Here is a 24,626-nt window from a genome sequence, read left to right as displayed (position 1 = left end):
TTAAAATCCTTCTCTTGCTGCAATATCCATTCCTGGAACCGCATAAGGCATTTGCGCGGTAATCACCTGCTCACCTTCATTCAGTTGCGCTATCACCAAAGCACCATCGCTATTTGACTGCAGTAGCTGTGCTTCTACAAACTCTAGCTTTCCGTCGCGAATGACGTAAATGACGTTACCAGGCTTAAGCGCTTCGCGTGGCAAGAGCACTGCGTTATCGATGACTGAGCCTTGAATGTGAGCTTCAACGAACAGCCCCACTGGAAGGGGCGTTTTTCCTTCGTCCACGACTGAATAGGGATCTTCAACCTCTACCACCGCGAAAACTGTCTGTGATGCAACGTTAATAGACGCCTCAATACGGCGAATCTGGCCCGTCCAAGCGTGCTCGACACCACCGAACACCCCTCTAACTTCAGCCTCAATATTGCCACCTCGATCACCAATCATTGGCAAGTTCACTAGGCGGACCTGGCGATCCGTCAGAGGTACCCTAACCTCAACGGATTCGGTAGAGTAGATATGTGCTACTGGCTGCCCTGCACTAATAAACTGACCAACCTCAACCTTTTTATCGGCAATGACTGCGTTAAACGGGACGATAATAGTGGTGCGCTCGAGGTCTAGCTGAGCCTGCTCAACTTCCCCCTGCGCGGCACGAAGGGCCGCTTCCGCAGCTTCCAGCTGAGGCTTACGTAGCGCCAGAGCATTGGCGTCATCGTCACCTAAATCACGCCATTCGCGTTGCGCTTGGCGAGCCTGACCACGCTCTTGAGCAACCGCTCGCTGCGCTTCCGACAGCCTTGATTGAGCTCGCACTAGGGCGAGTTCATAGTCGCTCTTCTCAATCTGAATCATCATATCACCGGAAGAGAAGAAGCCACCGGCGTCGAAATGGTCGGAAACCGCTAAGATCTGCCCAGACACCCGCGAGATCACATCAATCTTCTTAGACGGCTGAACGGTGCCTTGGGCGATGATAGTGGCCGCTCTAGGTTCTGTGCTGACCGTTACTACCTCCACAAGTGGCACGGGCGCTTTAATATCGTCTCGCTGCTCTGGAACAGGTTTGCCCATAACTAACGCGATGAACAACGCTGGCGTCACAATAAAAAGAAGGATTAAAAGAATAATAGATTTGGGTTTCATTCAGCAGGCTCTTTAAGGTAATTTAGCAGCAACCTAGTAACGGTTTGGCCACAATCGCTGGAATCTTAACCTAAGCGAAAGCAATCGCCATCCGTCATTACCGAAGGTCCGAAAAGACGACTAATTTATTCTCTGTTGGCGGAAGTTAAGCATGATTATCAACCAAGTATCGAAAACTATCGCCGCTGAACTCGCGGTTCGCCCTGAGCAGGTTCACGCCGCTGTCACTTTACTAGACCAAGGTGACACCGTACCGTTTATCTCTCGCTATCGAAAAGAAGTGACAGGCGGCCTTGATGATAGCCAGATGCGCCAGCTCGAAGAACGTCTTCGCTACCTACGCGAACTTAACGATCGCCGTGCGAGTATTATTAAATCCATCGATGAGCAGGGGAAATTAAGTCCCCAGCTGGAGAAAGCCCTACTCGACGCCGATACCAAATCGCGGTTAGAGGACCTCTACCTCCCGTTCAAGAAAAAACGAAGAACCAAAGGACAGATCGCGATTGAAGCGGGCTTAGCGCCGCTTGCTGATCAGCTGTTGGAAGACCAGAGTGCCTTTCCAGAGGACGCAGCCGCCGCATTTCTATCTGCAGAACACGGCATTAACTCGGCGAAGGACGCCCTCGACGGAGCGAAGTTCATTCTAATGGAGCGCTGGGCCGAACAGGCCGGCTTAATTGATAGCGCGCGACAATTCATGCGCAAGAATGCCATTATCCGCAGTCTAGTGGTTCCCGGACAGGAACATACCGGGGCTAAGTTCAGTGATTACTTTGATCACCACGAACTACTTGAGAAAACGCCATCCCATCGTGCCCTCGCCATGTTGCGCGGTCGTAACGAAGGTATTCTCGCACTGACCTTAGTGCTTCAGGATGAGTTAGATGACACGCCGAAAGCGGCGCATCCCTGTGAGGCACTGATTCGACAATTTGCCTCCGTGCACGAGCATAGCAACGCGGCAAAATGGCTGGGCGAAGTGGTTCGCTGGTGTTGGCGTATCAAACTGGCGCCACATATCGAAACTGACCTCATGAATACTCTGCGTGAACGCGCTGAACTCGACGCTATTGGGGTCTTCGCCAACAACCTTAAAGATCTGCTGCTAGCTGCTCCAGCTGGACCAAGGGCCACACTGGGTCTTGATCCAGGCCTGCGCACCGGAGTCAAATGTGCAGTGATTGATACCACCGGAAAGGTCCTCGATCACGGCGCTATTTTCCCCAATGCACCACAGAATCGCATCGCAGATGCCGCCGCGCAGCTTACCCGGTGGATTAAGCAACATGGCGTTGAACTCATCGCGATTGGCAACGGTACCGCTAGTCGTGAAACTGAGCGCTTTGTTCGCCAGCTACTTAAAGCCGCTCCAGAGTTAAATGCCACACCTGTTATCGTGAACGAATCGGGCGCCTCTATTTACTCTGCCTCCGAGTTTGCTTCCCGGGAACTACCGGATTTGGACGTCACTATTCGTGGCGCGGTGAGCATCGCTCGACGTTTACAGGATCCCCTTGCCGAGCTTGTGAAGATTGATCCGAAGTCCATTGGTGTAGGTCAGTATCAACATGACGTTAGCCAGCTACAACTCGCTCGCCAGCTTGATGCTGTAGTAGAAGATTGCGTAAACAGCGTGGGCGTTGATTTGAATACGGCCTCTGAAGCACTCCTCGCCAGGGTTGCTGGACTAAATACCACCATTGCCGCCAATATTGTGACGTATCGCCACGAAAACGGCTCGTTTGATCAACGCAATCAGCTCAAGAAGATAGCTCGCCTTGGGCCCAAGGCCTTCGAGCAGGCGGCTGGCTTCCTACGGGTAAACGGCGGCAAGAATCCACTAGATCGTTCTGGGGTTCACCCTGAATCCTACGGTGTGGTTAAAGCAATGGCCGCAGCAAATGACACCGCTATTGAAACTTTGATAGGTAATGCAGCCCTATTGCGCAGTATCGCTCTGGATCAATTTGTCTCGGAGGGCGCCGGTTTAGTAACGCTAAAGGATATCGTCAGTGAATTGGAGAAACCCGGCCGCGATCCACGCCCTGAGTTTCGTACCGCGGCACTCAACGATAGCGTAGAGACGATGAAGGACTTAAAAGCTGGTCAGCGATTGGAAGGAACCGTTACTAACGTGACTAATTTCGGCGCGTTCGTTGATATTGGTGTTCACCAAGATGGCCTCGTCCACATTTCGGCGTTGGCCGATAAATTTGTTAGTGACCCTCGCGAAGTTGTGAAGGCCGGAGATATCGTCACTGTCAAAGTGATTGAGGTGGATATTGATCGCAAGCGCATCGCGCTCTCAATGAAGATGGGGGATAGTGCCACTAAGCCAGCCACGTCGGCTCAACGCCCAGCATCCAGCGCCGCCAAGCCCAAGCAACACGTTCGAAATAATAGCCAGCGCGGGAGCAACACACCGCAGGGCAACAACGCCATGGCTGCTGCACTAGCCAAGGCCATGAACAAGCGTTAATCTAAGTCTAGGAGACCTGCTATGAGCTACTCGCGATTTACCATTGAAGAACAGGATCATATCGCCATCGTTCGCTTCAGTCGTACCGATAAACGCAACGCGATGGACGCTGAAACTTGGCACGAGCTAAAGCGCGTGTTTGAGCAGCTATCGAATGAGGGGAAGGTTCGCTGCGCCGTGCTAGCCAGCGAAGGGAAACACTTCTGCACCGGTATGGACCTCGCGGTTTTTCAGGACACCTCTAAGCTATTTGCAACGGAAGAGCCGGGTCGTCAAGGCGAGTATTTTCGCCACTTAGTAGCCTATCTCCAAGCGTGCATATCCGCCGTTGAAGCGGCACGATTCCCGGTCATTGCCGCCGTTCAGGGTGGTTGTATCGGTGCGGGCTTTGATCTTATTAGCGCCTGTGATATTCGTCTAGCCACCAGTGACGCTTGGTTCCAAATTGCCGAAACCAATATTGGCATGACCGCTGACGTGGGCACGCTGCAACGAGTAGGAAGTATCATGCCAGCTGGCCTAGCCCGTGAACTCTGTTATACCGGGCGACGCCTAACAGCCGTCGAGGCCACTACCAGTGGTTACTTAAACCGAACCTTTGAATCGCATGAGGCGCTGCTCGAAGGGGCGGTTGAAATGGCTCGTGAAATTGCAACCAAGAGCCCAATGTCGGTTGCCGGCTGCAAGCATTTACTTAACTACAGCCGAGATCACAGCGTGGCCGACTCACTGCACTACCAAACCGTCTGGCAAGCCGCTCACTTTCACTACCGCGACATGACCGAAGCTGCTTTCGCCGCCTTCGAAAAGCGCGAGGCAAATTTCGAAGCACTACCCGTAATTAACCCGCAAAAGGATTTTAACTAGGAGCTCTCTATGGAATACGCACTCCCAATGCTGGCGTTACTGACCTGGACCACCATTATTTGGTGGGCCTTGTTGTTGGTAAGACTAAGCGAGATCAAGGCAAAGAAATTACTACCACACCAACTCAATACGCCCGAAGATGCCAAAGAGTTGTTGTCACTTCGACAAAATATGCTGGCTCGAAACTTTGCCAACCTGCTTGAGCTGCCGCTGCTATTTTACATATTGGGCGCACTGTCTATTATTCTGAAGGTGGAAAGTGAATTTTCGGTGCTGTTAGCGTGGTTATTTGTTGGCTCCCGAGTAGCTCATTCTCTTATACATACCGGCTACAACACGGTTTTGCATCGTTTTTACGCCTATGTCCTTGGCGGCCTAGTACTCACTACTTGGGTAATTACGATGTTGCTGAACACAGTATTACTTTAAACTTCGCGCAACTGACGATGGTAGACGAATATGCAGACGGTTTATTGCATTCAACGCGGTGATGGTCTCTTTTACGCTAAACAACAATGGCTTGCGCTGGCTCAGCTAAAACAAGCCTTTCACTCGTCTGACTACGACGTTGTGCTTAATGAGCTCATTGAGTACAACAGCAAACATATCAATGAGCGTCTGGCTGTCGTGGCCTGCCGCACTGACGAAAAAGGGCGGCCAACGGCGCTTGCCTCGGGAGAAATTGCCTAGTGTCCACTGTTTTTAACGCTTTGCAGCGTGCCATTGCCAGCAAGCCTGATATCCTGCAAGGCGCCAAGCGTGGTATAGAAAGAGAATGCCTACGCATCAGCCGCGACGGGCATCTTGCCATGACTCCCCATCCAACCGCCTTGGGTTCAGCGCTCACGCACGGTTCAATCACCACCGATTACTCAGAAGCCTTGCTAGAGTTTATTACTCAGCCGCACGATGATATCGCCAGCACCCTGGCACAGCTTGATGAGATTCATCGCTACACCACTTTCGTGCTGGAACAACAGGGAGAAATGCTTTGGCCAGCTTCTATGCCCTGTATTATGGCGGAAGACGACGCCATTCCGGTGGCCCAATACGGTAGCTCGAATTCGGCGCAGTTAAAGACCACGTATCGTCACGGTTTGGGCAATCGCTACGGCCGCCTTATGCAAACCATCGCCGGTATTCACTACAATTACTCAATCAGTGATAGCTTCTGGCAATTCAAACAGCAACAGCTACAGAACAATCAATCGCTACAAGACTTCAAAACTGACCAATACTTTGGTGTCATTCGCAACTTTCGCCGTAACTTTTGGCTGCTAATGTACCTGTTTGGCGCCTCACCATTACTGTGCCAGAGCTTTGTAAAGAACAACCCGCACCACCAGCTGAAACAATTCACTCACTGTACCTATGGCGGCGATCAGGCTACGTCCCTTAGAATGGGCGATCTGGGTTATCAAAGTAATGCGCAAGCGTCGCTGACCGTCAGTTACAACGAGCTACCTAGCTACCTAAAAACCCTAAAACACGCCATCGTCGCGCCCCATCCCGAGTATCAGCACATTGGCGTAAAGGTAGAAGGCGAATATCGACAGCTGTCCGATGCGCTGCTGCAGATTGAAAACGAATTCTATTCAACCATTCGTCCAAAACGTACAGCACAGCGCGGCGAAACAGCACTCCATGCGCTGCAGAGCCAAGGCGTGGAATATATTGAGGTCCGTTGTTTGGATATTAATCCTTACGACGCCCGCGGGATCAGCTCGGAGCAATGCCACTTTGTGGAAGTATTCATGACTTGGTGTGCAATGACCGACAGCCCGCTAACCACCCAAGAAGAATACGATGGCATTGCCGAAAACCAAAAGCGTGTGGTCAATCAGGGTCGAGAGCTTTCCTTATCGCTCTATCATCGCGATGGTGATCGGATTTTGGGTGAGTGGGCTAGCGCAACACTGAGCGAACTCGAGGACGTGGCTGCATTGCTGGATGCCGCTGAGGGCGGCAGCGCGTATAGTCAGGCGGTCTTAGCACAGTACTCAAAAGTGACGGACAGCAACAACACACTATCTGCTCAGTTCGCCAAGGAGTGCTTAACCGATCGTCGTGGCTTTGCGGCAACGGCAAGAATCATGGCTAAGCAGCATCACGAATACTGGCTATCACAACCATTGTCGGCGGAACTGCACGGGCACTATCAGCACTTAGCGGCCACTTCCCTGGATGCTCAAGACAAGCTCGAAGCGGCAGATAGCATGAGTTTTGATGATTATCTGGCCCAGTTCATGAGCCAGTATCGTGATCTTAAGGTCTAAATACGCCTACCACCTGTGAAGGTGCGCCGCGCAAACCTGCAACGTCAAACGTTGGTTTGCGCTTTGGCGACCGAGGCCGCCTGCATTTAGCGCGTTAAAAGTTCTTTACGCGGTCTCGCTTCGCTCCGGCCCACCGAACGCAGCAAGCAGATCATCTAGAAAGCCGCGATAAACCACTACCATTGAGGCAAACTCATGGTCCAATTGCGCTGCTATGGAATCCCCATCTACTGTATCCAGACTTTCCTGGAAAGCGTCAGTGAGCTTGAGGCGCTTAATGGCTAGGTCTTCGTCAACGATCACTGAGATCTGATCTCGCCAGAGTAGCTCAAGACGCTTTACTCGCTTACCCGATTCCAGCATGAGCTTGACTTCATCGCCCAATAAATCCTGCTCTTTGAGGCGCGCAACACCACCTTCAACCTGACGACTCACCAACTCCGCTTCTTCACCTACCACGAAATTTTGCGGTGCACGAGATTCCAGCCATAACGTTAGGGTATCCGAAGGCAGCTGTTGAGTTGACCAGGGAACTAATGCAAAACTACCGATACTATCGCGCACTAAGTTAATAAGCTCTTCGGCGCGCGCCGCGCTGCTACTATTTACCACGAACCACCCGCGCTTGAGGTCCAAGTAGCCACTAATCAGGCTAGACTTAGTAAAGGCTCGGGGAAGCAGCTCCACGAGTAGCTCATCTTTCATTTGGGCTTTTTCTTTCTTGTAAACTTTGCGAGCCTGATCGGCTTCAATGTCCGCAATGCGTTCAGCTAACAGCTCATTAATCACACTTGCTGGCAGTACCTTTTCCTGCTTCTTGGCGGTTAGCCAAAGACCGTCGGCGGCCTCGTGAACCAGTGCCGTGCCATGTCGACCAAAGGGTGAAATCCAGCCCAATTTACTGGCATCTTGACTGCCACACTCAACAAAGGCGTTGGACTGTAACTTTTCCTCTAATAACATCCCAGTGAGATCGAAGGGCTGGGTTAACTGATACAAACGCAAATTCTTAAACCACATACTACTAATACTCGATAATATCTTAGTGGGCTATGGTAACATTAGCGCCAATGAAAAACCCATCTGACAAGCCACCAAATTTAAGTGATTAAACGGGTTTTTAAGCTAAGGTAATAATTGGGAATTACAGCAAAAGCTGATCAATTTGGAACATCACATATGAAATGGCTAACCTTGATTCACTATCGCATCGCGACCATCATCCGCCTTTGGATTCGGCCGACAGTGCTACCAAGCGAACTAGAGAGTATTCAGGCTGAGCTTGAGGGTGATGTGTATTATGTGCTCCACGATCGATCTTTTACCGATCTCGTGGCGGCGCAACAGGCTATCAAGTCCTGCTCATTGCCAGCCCCGGCATCGCGCGATCATTGGTATCCGCTCACGGAAAAGACCGGCTCGTTCTTTGCGAGGCGCCAAGTTTATGACGCCCACCAAGCCGGCCAGCTCATTCAGCGTGCCCGCGCCGGTGAGATCATTCAATTCGTGCCGCTATCCATTTTCTGGGGCCGAGCTCCTAAGCGCGAACAATCATTCTGGCGGCTACTGTTCTCCTACAACAACTACGAACTCGGCGGCGGTTTACGCAAGTTTCTTGCGACCATCGCGGCGCGCAAAGACTTGGAGATCCATGTTAGCAAACCGCTTTCACTAAATGAGTTGGTTAGCCACGATCAAAATGATGAGATTTCTGCACGTAAACTTCACAGAGTACTTCGCGTTCACTATCGCCATGTAAAGACGGCGGTGGTTGGCCCTGATCTGTCGCACCGACGAACCGTGGTCAGAGATTTGGTAAAGAGTCGTGCGGTTCAGCAAGTTATTGACGAAAAAATCAAAGCTGGTGAGTCGTCACGGGAACAGCTTGAGGCACAAGCGCAGAAATATGGTAATGAGATTGCCTCCAACTACAACACACGTTCCATCCGAATTTTAGACATCTTTCTGACCCGCTTCTGGAATAAAGTCTACGACGGGGTAGAGGTTGAGGGTATTCAACGGGTGCGAGCGCTGGCAGGGACCCATGCTGTGGTCTATCTGCCGTGTCACCGCTCACACATTGACTACCTATTGTTGAGTTACGCGCTCTTTAAGCAAGGGCTTGCGGCACCCCATATTGCGGCCGGTATTAATCTTAACCTACCAATCGTTGGCCGTTTGTTACGCGGTGCAGGGGCGTTCTTTATTCGCCGCAGCTTCCGGGGCAAACCGCTTTATACAGCGGTCTTCAACGAGTACCTGCACACGCTGTTACGCCGCGGATTTCCGGTAGAATTTTTTATCGAAGGTGGCCGCTCAAGAACCGGCAGATCACTGCCGCCAAAGACCGGCATGATGGCGCTAATGCTGCGCTCCTATCTCCGAGACCATACCAAGCCTATTGCCATCGTGCCGATTTATGTTGGCTACGAAAAGGTCCTTGAGGGCAACACCTACCTGGGCGAACTGCGCGGAAAGAGCAAGAAGTCGGAATCGATCTTCGGCCTCGTGAAAGTGGTTAAGACGCTCAAAGGCGAGTTCGGTAAAGTCCGCGCAAACTTCGGCGAACCACTATTTCTGAACAGCTTTTTAGATGCTCAGCAACCTGATTGGCGTGAAGTCAGTTCGGACAAACCAGAGTGGTTACCAACTGTTACCAATCAACTTGCCGACGAGGCCATTACTCGCATCAATGAGGCTGCACACGTCAACCGTGTTAGCTTGGTGGCTGCAGCCATTCTCTGCGCGCCTCGCCAAGCGCTAGGTGATACCACCTTACTCGCACAAATTGATTTCTATAAGGAACTGTTACAAGCCGTACCCTATAGTCAAGAAACAACCTTTGACGATCACGACCCAGCGGCGATGGTTGAGCACTGTGAAAAGCTAGGCTTCGTTGAAAAACGAGAAGATTCTATGGGGGCGGTATACCACCTTTCCGAGGTGAATAGTGTTCTACTGACCTATTACAGGAATAATATTCAACACCTACTAGTCATTCCTTCTTTGCTTGCCTATGCACTCAATAACAAGCGCGGCATTGGCCGTAAAGCGCTGATTCAGTTAGTAAGCAGCGTTTACCCCTATCTTAAGAAAGAGCTGTACCTAAACCTTGAGCTAAGTGACGTTGAGACAGCCATCGAAACACATTTGGCGTTCCTCCTTGAGCGCGGCATTCTAACAACCGAAGGTAAGATTATTCGCGGCGCAAAACCAGGCTCTAATCAACAGCTTATTCAACGCCTATTGGCCGCGCATTGCCAACCGATGCTCGAACGTTTCTATATTGTACTAAGCTTAATACGTGCGGCAGACCAGCAACCTCTGTCCACAAAACTACTTGAGCAAAAGAGTGTTGATGTAGCCCAGCGTTTGAGTATGATTCACGGCATTCACTCTCCTGAGTTCTTTGATAAACGTTTATTTGCTGGATTCATTGATCAGCTCTATCAAAGGAAGGTTATTCAATGTGATGAAGGCTTTATTCGCTTCGACAAGCCACTAACTGACATTCTCTATCTCGCCGAGCGCGTAATGAGTGCAGAGGTTGTCCAAAATCTTCGCCTGGCAAAACCTCAGGCTGAGCAATCCTAAGCGCAGGACTAAACAAGAACGCTATGACTATTTTTACCACCCCAGTGATTCGAACACTGTTCCGCTGGTTATTTCAGATTGGCCTATTTATTAGCGGCTGGCGAGTGGAAGACAAACCACTACCGGACACGAGAAAGGGCGTGATTGTCGCTGTGCCCCACACATCAAACTGGGATTTCCCCGTCATGATGGCTATCGCATTCAAACTTAATTACGACCTTCACTGGATTGGCAAGGCCAGTTTGTTTAAGGGGCCGTTAGGACCTTTAGCACGATGGTTGGGCGGTATTCCTGTAGACCGAAATGCGAGTCGCAACCTTGTTGAGCAAGTGGCAACTCGCTTTAAGACATCACAGGACTTGTTCATTGTGATAGCACCAGAGGGCACTCGGGGGCAGGTTGATCAATGGCGATCTGGCTTTTATCATATGGCTGATCAGGGCGGTGTTCCGCTGATTCTGGCGCATATCGATGGACCATCGAAAGTCGCCGGGGTGAAATCCGAAGCCTTCTATACTACCGGCAATTACGATGAAGACATCAAGAAGATTCGTCAGTTCTACAAATCATTCGTTGGCATTAAGGCGCAGCGACACTCAGAGATCGAAGACGAATAAGCGCTGGTAGAAAATGGGCGGTAAAAAAAGGCCATGCTAATTGATAGCATGGCCTTTTTTAATAGCAGTAGCGCTCAAGGTACTAGATTAGTTAGCACGCTCCGTGCGCTCTTTATCAATAAGATAGCTAACAACTTCTAACATTTGCTCAAAAGTTAGCGGGTTCTCACGAGTTGAACCCACTACATACTTTCCTGCAACCATTAGCTGCGGGGTGCCTGTTACGCCTGCATTGCGTTGACGGCTATCAGCCATACGTACCTGAGAGTCAACGGGGAAGCTGGTGATCAGTGAACGGAAACGGTTAGCGTCAAGACCCATGCTCTCCACAAGATCGGCCATTTCATCGACTTCAGTCAGACGCTTACGCTCTACCAAAATCTTGGTAAACACTTGCATATGCTGCTCGTTGGTAGCCTGCATAGCTTTTAATGCGTAGTAGAGCTTAGCATGCTCACGCATAGCACCTTGCCACATTGCCGGTGACTTGGTAACGCGAACATCGCTAGGCGCTGTGGCTTCGAAGCGCTGAAAATATGGCTCAAAATTGTAGCAGTGTCCACATCCGTACCAGAAGAACTCGGTCACTTCGATAGACGTTGAGCTAGTACGTAACGGGGTTTCTAGTACACGGTAATCTTTACCGGCTTCATATTGAGCGAAACTGAATTGCGCTGTCGTCAGTGCGAGGATCGCGATGGCACAAAGGCGAAGAAACTTCATATAAACTCCGAAGGCAAATATAGATAAAAAATCTTGTTATATAGGGTAGGTTTTAGCCTAAAGAAAAAGGGTGGCCTTAGCCACCCCTCTCTTGTGCGAATTCTACTTAAGCGAACCAGTCTTTGACTTAGTTAACACCCGCAATGTAGTTCGCCAATGCGCGGATCTGACGATCACTTAGCATTCCAGCCACGTCACGCATAATGCGCGAATCGCCATCATTGGTACGTGCAGAGCTATTGGTTGGGTCATCAGCACCGGTTCGGAAGGCATGCAACTGCGTAGCAACATAGTCAGCATGCTGGCCCGACAAACGCGGGAAACCTGCCGGGGCATTGCCTAAACCGGTTGGACTGTGACAACCGATACACGCCGCAACACCACGCTCAAGATCGCCACCGCGGAACAGTGCTTCACCTTCGGCTAGTAGTTCGGCATCATCTGCGCTCGCACCGGACAACTGCATAGTACCTGCCGCATAATAGGCAGCGAGATCTTGGAAGTCTTGGTCAGTCATATTGGCAACAATGCCGGTCATCTCTGGGATGTTACGTTCGCCAGACTTTACGTCACGAAGCTGCTTAAGCAAGTACTTCTCGCCCTGACCAGCAATTTTAGGCCATGCTGGATTAACTGAATTACCGTCTGCGCCATGGCAAGCTGCACACACAGCTGACTTAGATTCTCCGGCGCTTGCATCACCAGCCGCCATTGCTGGAGACATAGCTACAAGACCTAACGATAAAAGCATACCCTTGAAAAGCTTATTCATTACGATTTACCCAATAGTGATGTTATCCGACGAGCAATATGATGTACTCGCTATTCCGTTGTAGTCAATTTAGGTCGCCATCACCGCAAATGCAACGGTTTACGCTAAAATTAACTAGATTCCCTACCTATTGTATGGATGATCGGCATTATATACTATCGCTTTCTTTTCGTCAGCGACTAACGAGGCAATATTACATGGTAGATTTTCGACAGGCGAGTTTCGTCACAAGTGCGGCCAAATTGTCTCAGTGTCCTGAGGATATAGGCGCTGAAGTTGCCTTTGCAGGCCGATCAAATGCCGGTAAGTCGTCGGCAATTAATACCCTCTGTGATCAGAAAGCACTCGCGAGAACGTCCAAGACCCCTGGTCGTACTCAGCTTATTAACTTTTTTGCCATGAACGAAGAACAGCGCCTCGTTGATTTGCCGGGCTACGGCTATGCGAAAGTCCCTGTTGCGGTAAAAGAACATTGGCAGAAACATCTCTCAGATTACCTAGAGCGTCGTCTTTGTCTGCGCGGCGTAATTTTGCTTTCCGATATTAGGCACCCCTTAAAGGAGTTCGATATCCACATGCTGGACTGGGCCGCTAAGGCACAAATGCCTGTCCATATCTTGCTCACCAAAGCGGATAAGCTTAAGCGCGGTCCAGCACAGTCCACGTTGCTTGGCGTACAGAAAGCGGTCAGTTCATACGGCCCGCAAGTAACGGCTCAAGTTTTTTCGGCCACCAAGCGAACTGGCTTGGACCAACTACGCGGCCACCTGAATGCTTGGCTTGATCTAAGTGATTTTGAAGACGAAGGCGAATTCGAAGTCTTAGACTAAACTACACACAGCATTGGCGCTGTACGGTTATCGTTTAGCGCCGTCACAATCTAAGCTTCTTCTCCATTGGAAGCCTTCCAACACGGCAATCCCTATGACCTCCAATATAGATTACAAAGCCAACCCTCTTCATGGCTTAAAGCTCGAGACCCTCGTTGGCGAAATTGTTGCGCACTACGGCTTCGAAATTCTCTACGCTTACCTGAACATCAATTGCTTCAAAACTAACCCTAGTATCGAATCGAGCATTAAGTTCCTTAAAAAGACTCAATGGGCAAGGGAGAAGGTAGAGGCGTTTTATCTCTACGAGTATAAGAGCCTACCTAGAGCCACCGATGATCAATTTCAGCTCCCCCCGCGTGATCGCATCGTGCCCTCGCATCAGAAGCCTGGGGAACCGGCTGAATTAAGCTTAGAGGACGCTGAGCGATTGCAGCGAGAGCGAGAACGTAAAGCAGCCGAATTCTCGTCTCGGGGGCGCCGATGGTAAATCGCCGTAAAAAGGCCAAGCAGTTATTCTTAGCAAAAAAGAAGAAGGCTAACGCCAAACTTTCTCCCGCTTCAAAGCCGAAGTATGTAAGCAAAGCAGAGCGAGCAAAGTTAGCCGCGACAACGAGCGAGATTGAAGCAGCGCAAACGAATACTGAGCAACCTTGAGTAACCGCTCGCTAAGCGTGCTTATTCGCCTACACTTCAGCACGCTACACTACTATTAACTGTAGGGGTAAAAGCTTACCCATTCTGACGCAAATACGGCAGCAAATAGGCGCGTCTTACACCAGAAGTGTTAGAATGCGCGCCAATAGATACTTCATTCTTGCATAGCGCTTAATGCCTCGCATTAGGTCACTACTCTTAAGGATTCCCATGAAAAAGACGTTTAAGCTGGAGCACCCCAAAATTAAAGTGCCTCGGGTTGTAGACTCGGTAAAACACGAGATCAAAAAATTCCTCAAGCGAGAGCGTGCTAAAGCGCTACCTGCAGGCGCTAATTACTGGCGTTTTGATTGCAAGTTCGGACAGTCCGAGGAGACCGCGGTAGCCATTACACTTCCAACGTTGAATAGCCACATCGATGAGCTTGTTGATAACAATATTCTCACTATCTATGTGGAACTGACAGCACAACCGGTTTACGCAGACTAAGCACTCAAATTAGGGAGCTACGCTTATCATTACCAACGATATCTTGCGCCGCGTGCGCTACATGTTCGATTTTAGCGATCCAATAACACTCGAGATCTTCAAGCTTGGCGGCCATGAATCCACCAAAGAAGAACTGCACACCTGGCTGGCTCGCGAAGAGGAAGATAATTTTGTGCGCTGCCCCGATGAAATTTTGGCTCGCTTTCTGAACGGCTTAATTATTAAGAATCGCGGTGCGCGGGAAGACGGTATTCCGGAGCCTGAGTCGAAGATGAGTAATAATATTGTCCTTCGCAAGCTAAAGATTGCCCTCAATCTCCAGGCTGATGACCTACTAGCGATGCTGAAGCTAGCGGATTTGAAGGTCAGCAAGCACGAACTCAGCGCATTGTTTCGTCGCCCTGGCCACAAAAATTATCGCGCCTGCCTCGATCAGTTTTTACGCAGTGTGTTAGATGGCATGACTAAGCATTACCGCCCCACGAAAGCAAAACCAAGCAAATAGTCTCGGCTCCTCTACTCGCAATAAGTAGAGGAACGACGACATCTTCGCCAGATCGGATCTAGTTATTTATAACGGTACCGAAATATATTTTCTCGCGTACCCTACGCACAGACTGTCCAATAGGGCACTAGTGATTGCTTTAAATTCAGAGGGTACAACTATGAAGAAGATTCTTATTCCAGTTACCAACCACGCAACGCTGGGTTCAACTGACGAAGCCAACGGCACTTTCGCGCCAGAGCTTACCCATGCGCTCAAGGTTTTTCTCGATGCCGGTTTTGACTACGACATCGCCTCTATCGGCGGCGGCAAAGTACCCGTTTATGGCACCGACATGCCCGATGATGCCGTAAACACCCAGTTGCTAGCTGATGCGACACTTCAGGAAAAGTTAGCTAACTCAATTCCCGTTGGTGAAGTTGATGGCGATGCCTATGATGCGGTTTTCTACCCTGGCGGCTTCGGACTACTCTCTGACTTGGCGGAAGATAAAGACTTTGCCGCCATCAGTGCAAAGCACTATGAAGACGGCGGCATTGTGGCAGCTGTGTGTCATGGTCCTGCAGCGTTACTTCCTATCACGCTCAGTAACGGCGAGAAATTGCTCGCACACACTTCAGTAACAGGTTTCACTCGTGAAGAAGAAGTCGATTACGGGACCATAGATAACATCCCATTCCTATTGGAAGAAGCATTAGCACGTAACGCAGCGCGCTACAGCAAGGTTCAGCCTTGGGGAAGTTTTGTGGTAGAAGACGAGCGTGTCATTACCGGCCAAAATCCAGCCAGCGCTCACGCTGTGGGCGAAGCGGTAGCTAAACTGCTCGCTCAGTAACGCGGTCTTAAACACTGAGCGCCACGACGTTCAGTGCCGCCCCCTGTTAACAAGTGGCCCACTGGCTTGAGCATGGATGGCCACCACTTTCCAACAGGCAAAAAAAACCCTAGCAAAGGCTAGGGTTAAATATCTGGGGACGTAAACATTAGGGATTAATGAATAACTGTTTATAAGACAGCGTCCCAGTTAAAAAAGTTCAAAACTTTTTGAAAAAAAATTTAATGCGCCTCATCCCAGTTGGTTCCGATGCCATAATCAGCCACTAGAGGAACGTCCAAATCGGCCGCTTTTGACATAATCTTACACAACGAAATCGCCACCTGTTGGGCCTGATCCTCTTTGACCTCAAGGACCAGTTCATCGTGAACCTGCATCACCACTCTCGCGTCAACCTGATCTTCAACCAGCCATTTATCTACGGCTATCATGGCCCGCTTGATGATGTCTGCCGCGGTTCCCTGCATGGGCGCGTTAATAGCGGTTCGCTCCGCGGCTTGGCGACGCATGCCATTGGTGCTGTTGATGTCAGGTAGATACAGTCTGCGCCCATACAAAGTTTCTACATATCCTTGATCGGCAGCTTGAGCGCGAATTCGCTCCATGTAGTTCGCTACACCAGGGTAGCGTTCAAAGTAGCGCTCAATGTATGCCTGGGCATCCTTACGGCCGACATTGATCTGTTTCGCTAGCCCGAAAGCACCCATACCATAAATGAGGCCAAAGTTAATGGCCTTAGCCTTACGGCGACTTTCGGCATCAACTTCCATGGGTAATAGGCCAAATACTTCTGCCGCCGTTGCCCGGTGAATATCTTCGCCAGCCGAGAAGGCGGCAATCAGGCCTTTGTCGCCCGAGAGGTGCGCCATGATCCGCAGCTCAACCTGCGAATAATCCGCCGCCAACATTACATAACCAGGAGGTGCTACGAAGGCCTGTCGAATTCTGCGTCCTTCAGCGGTTCGAATTGGGATATTTTGGAGGTTTGGGTCAGAACTTGATAGCCGACCCGTTGCCGTAACGGCTTGATGATAACTCGTGTGTACACGCTGAGTGGTAGGGTTAATGAGTTGTGGCAACTTATCCACGTACGTAGATTTTAACTTTGTGGCGCTACGGTACTGCAGAATGACCTGCGGCAATTCGTATTCTTCAGCTAACTCAATCAAGGCCGGCTCAGCGGTTGACGGAGCCCCCTTAGGAGTCTTCTTTTTAACCGGAATACCAAGCTTGTTGTAGAGAATCTCACCGAGTTGCTTAGTTGAACCAAGATTAAAGCTTTCACCGGCAATCTCGTGGGCTTGATTCTCCAACTGCGTGATGGTTGCCGCTAACTCAACACTTTGCTTCGCTAACTGCGCCGGGTCGATCATCACTCCGGTTCGCTCAATCCGTGACAAGACATCAATCAGTGGACGTTCAACACGATTATAAAGCGAAAGCAACGCCGGCTGCGTCAACAATTGTCCGAAGAGCTGCTGGTGCAATCGTAACGTGATATCGGCATCCTCCGCGGCGTAGGGCGCAGCGGTAGCAATGTCAATTTGATTGAAGCTGAGTTGCTTTGCACCCTTTCCAGCAATCTCCTCGAAAGATATGGTTTTTACGCCAAGGTGTCTGTCTGCCAACGTATCCATATCATGTTTTGAGCCAACACTATTAAGAACGTAGCTCTCCAGCATGGTATCGAAGCAGATGTTCGCTATCTGGATATCGTAATGCGCGAGAACGCTCTGATCATACTTGAGGTTTTGACCTACGATCTGCTTAGTTGGATCTTCCAAAATTGGCTTCAGTGCCTGCAGCACCGTATCTCTATCAAGCTGTTGGGGCGCGTCTAGATAGTCGTGGGCGAGCGGGACGTAGGCTGCCTTACCGGCTTCCACCGAGAAGGACACGCCTACTATCTTGGCATCCATATAGTTAAGGCTTGTGGTCTCGGTGTCAAAAGCGATCAGTACGGACTCATGTAACAAGCTTAACCACTCATCCAAAGCCGACTGGGTCAGAATTGTTTCGTACTCTACATTAGTTGGCGCTGGAGCCACTGGGGCTGCAGGTTCCGCAGCGGCCGCTGTCACGGTTCCGCCTAGCTCTCGTATCCAAGTTTTAAATTCCATGGCTTCGTACAATTCAGCCAATCGCTCGTTATCTGGGTCCTTAACGGCGAGGTCTTCGGCACCTACCGCTAGCTCGCAGTCAACTTTGATGGTGGCCAACCAATAGGACATTTCTGCCGCTTCACGATTTGCTTCCAGCTTTGGCGCCATGGTCTTGGCGCCACGAAAGCTTAGTGTTGCCACTTCGTCGAGTCGCTCATAGATCTGAGCGATACTACCGAGGCCTTGTATCAACCCCAGCGCCGTTTTTGCGCCAACGCCAGGAACGCCCGGAATGTTATCGGCCTTGTCGCCCATGAGCGCCAATAAATCAATAATTAACTCAGGCCCAACGCCGAACTTCTCAACCACACCTGCCGGGTCCAACTTAGTTTCGGTCATGGTGTTCTCGAGCGTCACGAACTCGTTGACCAACTGTGCCATGTCCTTATCTCCGGTGGAGATAATAGTATGAATGCCTTTTTCCGTCGCTTCGCGTGCGAGCGTGCCGATCACATCGTCCGCTTCTACACCCTCCACAACAATGCGCGGGAGGCCCATCGCATCAATAATGTCATGGATAGGCTGAATTTGGGAACGCAGATCGTCCGGCATAGGTGGACGCTGTGCCTTATATTCACTATAGCGTTCGTCGCGGAAGGTCTTGCCCTTCGCATCAAAAACTACCGCTACGGGGCTACCAGGGTAATCCTTGAGCAACCGGCGCATCATATTGATAACACCTTTAACGGCGCCAGTGGGCTGGCCCTTTGAATTATTCAATGGCGGCATCGCGTGGAAGGCGCGATAGAGGTACGAGGAACCGTCAACGAGAACGAGGGGCGTTGTGGCCTGAGTCATAGATTTCACTACCGATAAAATTTAAGCTAAAGAATAACGCGATTTACAATGATTATCAGCCACTTCGAAGGCTATTTTCACTAATCGCTTGGTGGTACTATCGCTCTATCAGATCGAAGCTTGGAGACCTTTCATGGCCGTTTACACTCAACTCACCACCGCACAACTGCAGACACTGTGCGAACCGTTTAAACTTGGTGAGGTGGTCTCGTTTCGTGGAATCGAAGATGGCATTGAAAATACCACCTACTTCGTAGACTTCAGCCGTGACGGAAAGATTGAGGAAGCCGTTCTCACCATTTTCGAATACCTCAAGTCAGAGGACTTGCCGTTCTTTATTGAGCTGACCACCAAACTCGCGGACCGCGGCCTTGCGGTTCCCTGTCCATATCGGACCGGCGACGGCGAAGCAGTGGTGCATTTTGAGTCTAAAGCTGCGCTGCTATTCCCTCGAGCGGAAGGTGGCCACGTAACTCAACCCACCGCTGACCAATGTGGTCAAGCTGGTGAATTTCTCGCGGCTATGCACCTTAGTCACGTCCGACCGCCCGCATTGCACCAGGTTAACACTCGGGGCCTCGACTGGATGCAGCGTACGGCAGAATCTATCTACCAAGGCCTAGAAACGGCTGAACAGGAGCTTGTAGATCAACAGTTCGCTGATCACCTGCAGCACCTCGATACCTTAAGTTCACTACCCAGCGGTATTGTTCATGCCGACCTCTTCCACGACAACGCGCTGTTTCACGATGGTCAGCTTTCGGCGGTCATTGACTTCTATTTCTCGGCAACGGACGTTTTTCTTCTCGACGTAGCCATTGTGGCAAATGACTGGTGTTGGGATGAGCAGAATAACAACTATGATAGCCACAAGCTGCAACAGCTTATCGCCCGTTATAATGCTATTAGGCCAATCACCACCCAAGAGCTATCGCTCTGGTGGTTAGTTTCTAGGGTGGCCATGATGCGCTTCTGGCTATCGCGTCGTGAAGATGAATTACAGCAGACTGGCCGGCGTTTAAAGTCGGCCTACCAGCTACGCCGACGATTAGCGCAATTAATTGCACATCCTAGCGATATTGCACAATACTGTTGATATACTCCGTGCAAATTCATTAATCATCGCGAAGAGATTCTTTCATGGATCACACCTTAATGTTGATCGGTTTTTCAATACTGATATTCATCGTCACTTGGCTGGCAGGCATGCCGCCATTCCGACATCAACATCGCAAGCGTATCGGCGTAGATTACTCAACGGGCGAAGCGCTGGCCTGCGGTATCTTTCTGGGTGCGGCACTGCTGCATATGCTCCCTGAAGCAAACGAAGCCTTCCATGATTTAGGCTACCACTACCCGTTTGCCTTTGTAGGTGCGGGCGTCGTGTTCTTGCTGCTACTTTGGTTGGAACATCTTGGCACCCACCTCGCTGATCATCATCATGCCAATAGCCCTGCCTACGCATGGTTATCCACTGCTGTGCTCTCTATTCATTCGGTTCTTGCTGGCGCCGCGCTGGGCTCCACTGATCACCTGAGTACGGCCATTATCATTATGGTCGCCGTTCTTGCACACAAGTGGGCTGCCAGTTTCGCCCTAGCCGTGAAACTAGTTCAAAGCGGCAAGTCATTGCAAAGCAATCTAGTGGCATTTGGGCTATTCGCCTTTGCCTTTCCGCTGGGTATTGTTGCCGGTGTGATCACTGCCGACGCCAGTGCAAGTACTACGGCGCAGCTTTTAGAGCCTTCTTTTAATGCCTTCGCGGCAGGTACCTTCTTATATTTAGGTACACTTCACGGTCTAACGCGCGCCACCTTAATCAATCGCTGCTGTAACCGTAGAGATTTCAATTTCGTGATTATTGGCTTCGTACTGATGGCCGTCGTGGCTAGCGTTCACTAGCCACGAGTTCGGTGTTAGCCACGCCAAGATTGACGAATAGAGTTGAACGTCAAGACGAGCTGGCTGGGAAGAAAGGGGGGCTTGAAGAAGCCCTGATAGTGCCCATAAGGATTAATCAGCGCTATATTGCCGCTGTGATCCACCGAGTAATAGCTTTCATCGGCGTAGACTTTATTAAACGCCACATTGAAATCGGCGGCTAATTGCTTCACCTGTAGATACTCCCCCGTCAAACCGCGGAAATCTTCATCAAAAAAGCGCACATAGGGGCCTAAGATCTCAGCACTATCTCGGTCTGGATCCACACTTACCAGCATAAACTGCACGTTTTCGGCTCGACCTTGATTCTCCAGCATTGCTTTCATATCACGCATTTGCGCCATTGCCGAGGGGCAAATATCTGGGCAATTAACGAAACCGAAGAACGCCAGCGTCCACTTACCTTCGAAGATACTATTGTCAGCCGGCGCACCGGATTCATCGAGGAGTTGAAATGGGCGTGGAATTCTTGCGGTCTCAAATACAAACGCATTATTCGCACGTAGTTCAGGAGTCGAAAGTACTCGGGGCTGAGTAAACTTCCAAAGAAAGCCAATTAGCATCAACAATGAAAACCCAACCGTTAGCGCTAAGGTCCATTTAATGCCCTTTGACTGTTGTGAGGTAACTGCTGCGGTCATACTAAAGCTCCAGTAGCTTGAATGCTGAAGGTGGGTGTCATGAGGTAATGATCTAGAATCATCGCCACGAACAACACGAGTAAATAGACGATGGAATATTTGAAGGTTTCCATTCCGGCATTGGGATGCTTATCGAAATAGAGAATCAAGCTCCAGTAGAGGAAACCGGCGCCTAGGATCACTGCTGCGGCCAAGTAGAGTAGCCCAAACATTCCTGTCAGCCAGGGTAGCACCGTTACCAGCAGAAGAATTACGGTATAAAGCAGCACGTGCAACTTAGTGTAAGGAATGCCATGGGTGACCGGCAGCATTGGAATGTCTGCCTTGGCATAGTCGTCACGGCGATGAATGGCCAACGCCCAAAAGTGTGGTGGTGTCCAGATATAAATGACCAGCACTAAGAGCAATGCGTGAGGATGAATTTCGCCGGTGACGGCTACCCAACCTAACAGCGGCGGAGCCGCTCCCGCCAGACCACCTATCACAATGTTTTGTGGTGTGGCACGTTTTAAATAGAGTGTGTAGACCACAGCGTAACCCAACAGCGATGCGAAGGTTAACCAAGCGGTCAAGGCGTTAATAAAGGCGAACAAAATCCCCATACCCAACCCGCCTGTCACGAGGGCGAACAACACACCTTGTGTGGTGCTAAGACGGCCGGTAGCGACCGGCCGATTTTGCGTGCGCGCCATTTGCGTATCAATGCGTTGATCAACGAGATGATTGACCGCCGCAGCCGACCCGGCGCAAAGGGCAATACCTAAGTTACCCAACACGAACACATCCAAGGGGATTAAGCCAGGTGTGGACAACACCATGCCGATAGCAGAGGTAACGATCATCAATGCCACAACATTGGGCTTACTCAACTCCAGGTAGTCACGCCATATAGGACGTTCGGAAATACTCGTTGTTTGCGTCATACTCGTTGCTCCACGGCAGCGTGCTGCGCGTTTGTTGCCATGGTAAATAGGCGATGGTTTAAAGTGACCAGACATAGCAACAGGGCAGCGCCGCCAGCGTTGTGTAATACCGCCACGCTAAGTGGCAAGGCGAAGATGATGTTACTTAAGCCCAGTAAGATCTGCGCAGTTAAAATGAACGTCGTTAGGATGGCCCAGCGACGGGCGAAGTAATCGCCAGCTCGCCAAACTTTTAATAGCAGCGTTAATAGAATCAAGGTAACGACAATGGCACCAACACGATGGCTGAAGTGAATCGCAATTCGGGCGTCATTATCAAGCTGACCGCCCAAGTAGTTGGGGCCAATCTCTTGAAATATATCAAAACCCTCTTGGTAATCAGCGGTGGGCAGCCAATAGCCGTGGCAGGTGGGTAAATCAGTACATGCCAACGCAGCATAATTTGAGGATGTCCAACCTCCTAAAGCAACCTGCATAACCACCGCAATAGTTGCCACAATGGCCAAGCGCTTCACAGCAAGCAGACCGCTATTCTCTGGCCACTTAAACTGCCAGAGCCGCTGAAAGAGTAACCAAAGCAGTGCCAAAGTCGTGAAGCCGCCCAGCAAATGAAGCGTCACAACCTGCGGCCAGAGCTTGAGTGTTACCGTCCACGCTCCAAATGCGCCTTGAAGTAGCACCATGAATAGCAGGCCAATTGACAGCTTTCGAGGCCCGTTGCGCCAACACAACAAGACCAAACCAATAATGAATAAACCAACGGTAGAGGCGAAATAACGGTGAACCATTTCTGGCCAAGTCTTATCAGCTTCTACGGGCGTATCGGGAAACGCTTGGTTGGCCGCAGCCACTTCGTGGACTTCGTTTGGCCACAGGGCATGACCATAACATCCTGGCCAGTCAGGGCAGCCCAAGCCAGCGTCAACCAAGCGAGTAAAGGCTCCCAGATTAACCGCTAATGCAGTAATCACGAGCGCAGCGATGACCACTTTCCGAGCGAGCACTATTCTATTGTTCATAGTGCCTCCTCAGCGAATCAGCTTTTTCAGGTCGAACAACAGATCTTCGCCCGTATGCTCGCTGCGATATGCCATCATCAGCCAGCCGCGTGGATCCACCAGGAAGTAGTCGCCATCGGCGGCTTGTGTTGGGCCGGTTACCAGAGCCCATTGGGCTTGGTTGGCAATCACGATAGCTGTGCGAGGATGCTCAGCCTCCATGTATGCCACAAACTCGGAGGAAGGCGGGCTAGTTAGGACCGCAATTCGGTCTATGTCGATGGCCCGCTTGCCCTGTCGCAAATGAACCTGGCGTGTGGTGTATAACGTCTCTCTACAGGTAACACTGCAGTCTCCCATCACCGGGATAACCATGTGCCAGAGCGGCTCAGGCGTGTATAAACTGCCATCGAGTTGGTTGTAAACAAAGTCTTCCGTGGCGATAGGGGGCTGAACTAGCTCGCCCTTATTAGTTGTACCAGTTGGGACACCTACACCCGTATAAAAGACAGCATAAGCTATCGCAAGAACCACCAGGGGAATGATCAGTAGAACAGCAAGCTTGCGCTTGTTAGATCGTATCGTTGCCTCGGTGAGGGAATCTTCAGCGTACATCTGCATGAACCTCTCCATTATTATTATTTTTTTTACTTCTTATGAATACCACAACCCAGAGAATTAGCAAAGCAAAGCTCATGCAAAACCATTGCACGGCGTAGCCGATATGTTTTTCTGGGCCAATTCGATTGAACTGCCAATTGGTAGCCAGTGCATCGGGATGCTCCGCCACTAACCGGACTTCGCTCACTATCGGCGCCCCGAGACGTGTTGATAACACGGCTAAGTCTCGTGTTTGAACGAGGGGATTATCAGCGCTATCTACGTTAGCTAACACTGGGTTTTCGTCCACTGGGGCAATTCGCCCAAGTATCTCTAAACTAGTAGCTGGATTGACCGAAGGCAATACGGCGCCATAGTTCCAGGCAACGAATCCTCGGTTAACCAGCACTAAACCCTGAGTGGTTTGGAAGGGAACCAACACTTCTACCCCAGCCTGGCCATCATAGGTTCGATTTTGCAGCAATAGAGCCTCTTGATTCAGCCACCGACCCTGCGCCGTCACCAGCCTATGGGCTGGGAAAGCTCCTGCCGAGTTCAAACTGATCGCCGGCTGCTGTAACTGCTGTTCCATTGCTTGCCACTGATCCGCTCGCCAAGCTGCTCGATCTAGCTGCCAAAAGCCCAGGTTTATCAACAGAATCAGCAACGCCAAGCATAGCAAATGAAAGGAGCCATGCAGGCGACGATTTGTTGCAGGATTTTGACTAAGCATGTGCTTTAATACCTCATCACACATTTTTATGGGA

General features: G+C 50.5%; 25 protein-coding genes. 15 read left to right on the top strand and 10 right to left on the bottom strand.

Translation table 11 applies throughout. From position 1 onward, the window contains the following. The gene (locus tag DFR27_RS00685) at window positions 1-1,149 is read right to left on the bottom strand and encodes an efflux RND transporter periplasmic adaptor subunit (protein ID WP_121875535.1); all 1,149 of its coding nucleotides are present in this window, start codon (window positions 1,147-1,149) and stop codon (window positions 1-3) included. Window positions 1,150-1,306: 157 nt separating this feature from the next. Between DFR27_RS00685 and DFR27_RS00680 the strand changes: the two genes are divergently transcribed. Genes DFR27_RS00680 through gshA form a run of 5 tightly spaced genes read left to right on the top strand, consistent with a single transcriptional unit; the run spans window position 1,307 to window position 6,774 of the window. Continuing rightward, a complete protein-coding gene (locus DFR27_RS00680; protein ID WP_121876080.1) occupies window positions 1,307-3,631 on the top strand; it encodes a Tex family protein in 2,325 nt (774 codons plus the stop codon). Window positions 3,632-3,652: 21 nt separating this feature from the next. Continuing rightward, window positions 3,653-4,498 (top strand): crotonase/enoyl-CoA hydratase family protein, encoded by an 846-nt coding sequence (locus DFR27_RS00675; protein ID WP_121875534.1) that lies wholly within the window; start codon window positions 3,653-3,655, stop codon window positions 4,496-4,498. Between the two features lie 9 nt (window positions 4,499-4,507). Continuing rightward, window positions 4,508-4,927 (top strand): MAPEG family protein, encoded by a 420-nt coding sequence (locus DFR27_RS00670; protein WP_121875533.1) that lies wholly within the window; start codon window positions 4,508-4,510, stop codon window positions 4,925-4,927. Between the two features lie 30 nt (window positions 4,928-4,957). Further along, window positions 4,958-5,188, top strand: coding sequence for a hypothetical protein (locus DFR27_RS00665; RefSeq protein ID WP_121875532.1), 231 nt, complete (start codon window positions 4,958-4,960; stop codon window positions 5,186-5,188). Beyond that, a complete protein-coding gene (gshA, locus tag DFR27_RS00660) occupies window positions 5,188-6,774 on the top strand; it encodes a glutamate--cysteine ligase (protein ID WP_121875531.1) in 1,587 nt (528 codons plus the stop codon). Before DFR27_RS00665 ends, gshA begins: the two co-directional genes overlap by 1 nt. A 105-nt stretch (window positions 6,775-6,879) precedes the next feature. Here the strand turns inward: gshA and DFR27_RS00655 are convergent, their stop codons facing one another. Beyond that, on the bottom strand, window positions 6,880-7,794 hold the full coding sequence (locus DFR27_RS00655) for a recombination-associated protein RdgC (protein ID WP_121875530.1): 915 nt from the start codon (window positions 7,792-7,794) through the stop codon (window positions 6,880-6,882). 159 nt (window positions 7,795-7,953) lie between these two features. On the opposite strand from DFR27_RS00655, the gene plsB reads away from it, so the two are divergent. Then, window positions 7,954-10,368 (top strand): glycerol-3-phosphate 1-O-acyltransferase PlsB, encoded by a 2,415-nt coding sequence (gene plsB, locus DFR27_RS00650; protein ID WP_121875529.1) that lies wholly within the window; start codon window positions 7,954-7,956, stop codon window positions 10,366-10,368. Between the two features lie 23 nt (window positions 10,369-10,391). After that, on the top strand, window positions 10,392-10,985 hold the full coding sequence (locus DFR27_RS00645) for a 1-acyl-sn-glycerol-3-phosphate acyltransferase (protein WP_121875528.1): 594 nt from the start codon (window positions 10,392-10,394) through the stop codon (window positions 10,983-10,985). An 87-nt stretch (window positions 10,986-11,072) separates the two neighbouring features. Here DFR27_RS00645 and DFR27_RS00640 read toward each other — a convergent pair whose 3' ends face one another. Further along, entirely contained in the window at window positions 11,073-11,708 is a 636-nt protein-coding gene (locus DFR27_RS00640) for a thiol:disulfide interchange protein DsbA/DsbL (RefSeq protein ID WP_121875527.1), read from the bottom strand. A 127-nt stretch (window positions 11,709-11,835) separates the two neighbouring features. Beyond that, window positions 11,836-12,480, bottom strand: a complete 645-nt coding sequence (locus DFR27_RS00635) for a c-type cytochrome (RefSeq protein ID WP_121875526.1) — start codon at window positions 12,478-12,480, stop codon at window positions 11,836-11,838. 197 nt (window positions 12,481-12,677) lie between these two features. Here DFR27_RS00635 and yihA point away from each other — a divergent pair, with 197 nt between their 5' ends. From yihA to DFR27_RS00605, 6 genes are all read left to right on the top strand, one after another. Beyond that, window positions 12,678-13,310, top strand: a complete 633-nt coding sequence (yihA, locus tag DFR27_RS00630; RefSeq protein ID WP_121875525.1) for a ribosome biogenesis GTP-binding protein YihA/YsxC — start codon at window positions 12,678-12,680, stop codon at window positions 13,308-13,310. A 94-nt stretch (window positions 13,311-13,404) separates the two neighbouring features. Then, window positions 13,405-13,800 (top strand): VF530 family protein, encoded by a 396-nt coding sequence (locus DFR27_RS00625; RefSeq protein WP_121875524.1) that lies wholly within the window; start codon window positions 13,405-13,407, stop codon window positions 13,798-13,800. Further along, a complete protein-coding gene (locus DFR27_RS00620; protein WP_121875523.1) occupies window positions 13,794-13,967 on the top strand; it encodes a DUF2986 domain-containing protein in 174 nt (57 codons plus the stop codon). Before DFR27_RS00625 ends, DFR27_RS00620 begins: the two co-directional genes overlap by 7 nt. 210 nt (window positions 13,968-14,177) lie before the next feature. Beyond that, complete coding sequence (locus tag DFR27_RS00615) at window positions 14,178-14,456, top strand: DUF6172 family protein (RefSeq protein WP_121875522.1); 279 nt, start codon at window positions 14,178-14,180, stop codon at window positions 14,454-14,456. Between the two features lie 43 nt (window positions 14,457-14,499). Beyond that, on the top strand, window positions 14,500-14,961 hold the full coding sequence (locus DFR27_RS00610; RefSeq protein WP_211327519.1) for a YehS family protein: 462 nt from the start codon (window positions 14,500-14,502) through the stop codon (window positions 14,959-14,961). Window positions 14,962-15,121: 160 nt separating this feature from the next. Next, window positions 15,122-15,796: a type 1 glutamine amidotransferase domain-containing protein gene (locus DFR27_RS00605; RefSeq protein ID WP_121875520.1), complete on the top strand. Its 675-nt coding sequence runs from the start codon at window positions 15,122-15,124 to the stop codon at window positions 15,794-15,796. 221 nt (window positions 15,797-16,017) lie between these two features. Here DFR27_RS00605 and polA read toward each other — a convergent pair whose 3' ends face one another. Next, window positions 16,018-18,756, bottom strand: coding sequence for a DNA polymerase I (gene polA, locus DFR27_RS00600; RefSeq protein ID WP_121875519.1), 2,739 nt, complete (start codon window positions 18,754-18,756; stop codon window positions 16,018-16,020). Between the two features lie 133 nt (window positions 18,757-18,889). On the opposite strand from polA, the gene DFR27_RS00595 reads away from it, so the two are divergent. Further along, entirely contained in the window at window positions 18,890-19,852 is a 963-nt protein-coding gene (locus tag DFR27_RS00595; RefSeq protein ID WP_121875518.1) for a homoserine kinase, read from the top strand. Window positions 19,853-19,896: 44 nt separating this feature from the next. Beyond that, on the top strand, window positions 19,897-20,658 hold the full coding sequence (locus tag DFR27_RS00590; protein WP_121875517.1) for a ZIP family metal transporter: 762 nt from the start codon (window positions 19,897-19,899) through the stop codon (window positions 20,656-20,658). A gap of 14 nt (window positions 20,659-20,672) precedes the next feature. Here the strand turns inward: DFR27_RS00590 and DFR27_RS00585 are convergent, their stop codons facing one another. From DFR27_RS00585 to DFR27_RS00565, 5 genes are read right to left on the bottom strand one after another with little or no spacing between them, the layout of a single operon-like run. Next, window positions 20,673-21,338, bottom strand: a complete 666-nt coding sequence (locus tag DFR27_RS00585) for an SCO family protein (protein WP_121875516.1) — start codon at window positions 21,336-21,338, stop codon at window positions 20,673-20,675. Further along, window positions 21,335-22,261, bottom strand: a complete 927-nt coding sequence (gene cyoE, locus DFR27_RS00580; protein WP_121875515.1) for a heme o synthase — start codon at window positions 22,259-22,261, stop codon at window positions 21,335-21,337. The genes DFR27_RS00585 and cyoE overlap by 4 nt, the downstream gene beginning before the upstream one ends. Further along, window positions 22,258-23,280, bottom strand: a complete 1,023-nt coding sequence (locus DFR27_RS00575) for a COX15/CtaA family protein (protein ID WP_121875514.1) — start codon at window positions 23,278-23,280, stop codon at window positions 22,258-22,260. Before DFR27_RS00575 ends, cyoE begins: the two co-directional genes overlap by 4 nt. Before the next feature lie 9 nt (window positions 23,281-23,289). Further along, window positions 23,290-23,880 (bottom strand): hypothetical protein, encoded by a 591-nt coding sequence (locus DFR27_RS00570; RefSeq protein WP_121875513.1) that lies wholly within the window; start codon window positions 23,878-23,880, stop codon window positions 23,290-23,292. Continuing rightward, window positions 23,864-24,592 carry an SURF1 family protein gene (locus tag DFR27_RS00565; protein WP_170150729.1) on the bottom strand — a complete coding sequence of 243 codons (729 nt, stop codon included), beginning with the start codon at window positions 24,590-24,592 and terminating at the stop codon, window positions 23,864-23,866. The genes DFR27_RS00570 and DFR27_RS00565 overlap by 17 nt, the downstream gene beginning before the upstream one ends. Window positions 24,593-24,626 lie beyond the last annotated feature (34 nt).

Source organism: Umboniibacter marinipuniceus, from assembly GCF_003688415.1.
Taxonomy (GTDB): Bacteria; Pseudomonadota; Gammaproteobacteria; order Pseudomonadales; family DSM-25080; genus Umboniibacter; species Umboniibacter marinipuniceus.
This window is presented reverse-complemented; position numbering and strand designations above follow the sequence as displayed.